This window comes from Clostridia bacterium, from assembly GCA_012840125.1.
In the GTDB taxonomy this organism is placed as follows: Bacteria; Bacillota; DULZ01; order DULZ01; family DULZ01; genus DULZ01.
Window position 1 is genome coordinate 1 of sequence record DULZ01000025.1, and the last position, 2,201, is coordinate 2,201.

2 protein-coding genes are annotated in these 2,201 nt (G+C 58.7%); both read right to left on the minus strand.

Annotated features, from left to right (window positions below; genetic code table 11):
• Positions 1-1,825 (minus strand): carbamoyl-phosphate synthase large subunit (gene carB, locus GXX34_02755; GenBank protein HHW06444.1); only part of this gene is annotated, 1,825 nt, incomplete at its 3' end.
• On the minus strand, positions 1,803-2,201 hold a 399-nt coding region (locus tag GXX34_02760; protein HHW06445.1), incomplete at its 5' end, for a C26 family cysteine hydrolase domain-containing family. The genes carB and GXX34_02760, both read right to left, overlap by 23 nt.

Here is a 2,201-nt window from a genome sequence, read left to right on the forward strand (position 1 = left end):
CGGAGACGTCAAAGTCGGTGCTCACCGTCTCCGGGTTATTGTTGATCATCACCGCCTCATAACCCAGCTCTTTCAAAGCCCGGATGGCATGGACGGAACAGTAGTCAAACTCGATCCCCTGGCCGATGCGGATGGGCCCGGCCCCGATGATCACCACCTTCTTCCCGTCGCCCGGCTGCACTTCATCCTCCGCCCCGCAAGCGGAATAGTAATAGGGACTCACGGCCTCAAACTCGGCGGCGCAGGTGTCCACCACTTTAAACACCGGTTCCAGCCCCAATTCCCGGCACCGCTCCCGCACTTCACCGGTCGTGGCCTGCACCAGCCCGGCGATGGTCCCGTTGGTAAAGCCCAGGTTTTTCAACTGCCTCAAGGTTTCCCGGTCCAGGTCCGCCAGGCGCATTTTTTTCAATTTTTCTTCCCACTGCACCAGGTGCTGCAGCTTGTAGAGGAAGTAGCGGTCGATTTGGGTTTTGGCATGGACGGTGTCCACGGCCACCCCCCGCCGCAGGGCTTCCGCCACTACGAACAGGCTCTCGTGAGTGGTTTCCTCCAGTTTTTTGAGCAGCTGTTCTTCCGAGCAGCTTGCCAGGTATGGCAGTGCCAGGGAATCCAGCCCCAGTTCCAGGGAAGCCACGGCCTTGAGCAAAGCCATTTCAAAGGAGGTACCGATGGCCATCACTTCCCCGGTGGCCTTCATCCTCGTACCCAGCTTGGTATCGGCTTTGACAAATTTGTCAAAGGGCCAGCGGGGTATTTTGACCACCACATAGTCGAGGGTAGGTTCAAAGCAAGCCAAAGTTTTGCCGGTCACGCTGTTTTTGATCTCATCCAGTGTATACCCCAGGGCAATCTTAGTGGCCACCTTGGCAATGGGGTAGCCGGTGGCTTTGGAGGCCAGAGCGCTGGAACGGCTCACCCGGGGGTTCACTTCGATGACGTAGTACTGCATGCTTTCCGGGTGCAGGGCAAACTGGACGTTACAGCCCCCCTCAATCTCCAGGGCGTTGATGATCCGGAGAGCGGCGCTCCGCAGCAGCTGGTGCTCTTGATCCCGCAAGGTCAGGCACGGGGCCACCACGATACTGTCGCCGGTGTGGATGCCCACCGGGTCCACGTTTTCCATGTTGCAGACAGTGATGCAGTTGCCTTTGCTGTCCCGGATGACTTCATACTCAATTTCCTTCCAGCCTTTCACCGACTTTTCGATCAACACCTGGTGCACCCGGCTGAGCCTGATGCCGCCGGCGGCAATGCTTCTCAACTCTGTTTCGTTGGCTGCCAGGCCGCCGCCGGTCCCTCCCAGGGTGTAGGCCGGCCGGACCACCACCGGGTAGCCGATCTCCGCCGCAAAGGCCACCGCCTCGTCGATGCTGCCGGTCACGATGCTCTCGATGACGGGTTGGCCGATGCTCTCCGTGGTCTTTTTAAAGGCTTCCCGGTCCTCGGCTTTCTTGATGGCTTCGGGGCCGGTGCCCAAAAGCTTTACCCCGTACTCCGCCAGAAAACCGCTTTCCGCCAGTTCCATGGCCAGGTTCAATCCCATCTGGCCGCCCAGGGTGGGCAAGCAGCTATCGGGCCTTTCTTTTTTGATGATCTCCTGCAAAGTGGACACATTCAGGGGTTCGATATATACCCGGTGGGCCATGTCCTTATCCGTCATGATAGTGGCGGGATTGCTGTTGGCCAGCACCACCTCTACGCCCTCTTCTTTCAGGGCCCGGCAGGCCTGGGTGCCGGCGTAATCAAACTCCGCCGCCTGGCCGATGATGATGGGCCCGGATCCGATGACCAGCACTTTCTTAATGTCCGGCCGCTTGGGCATAGGCACCACCCTTTCCTACCGTTTCTCTTACCACGGCCAGGAACCGGTCAAAGAGAAATGCCGTATCCGCCGGGCCGGGACAGGCTTCCGGGTGAAACTGGAGGCCGAAAACCGGCCTGTCCTTAATTCTTAGACCTTCCACGGTCCCATCGTTCAGGTTGCGGTATGTGATTTCCAGTTGCGTGCCGTCCAAGGAATCTTCCTTGACGGCATAGCCATGGTTTTGGGAAGTTATGTAGATGCGCCCTGTGGCTAAATCTTTGACGGGATGGTTGCAGCCCCGGTGCCCGTACTTGAGTTTTTCCGTATCCGCTCCTGCCGCCAAAGCCAGCAGCTGGTGCCCTAAGCAAATCCCCAGGAGGGGCTTGTGCAGCAG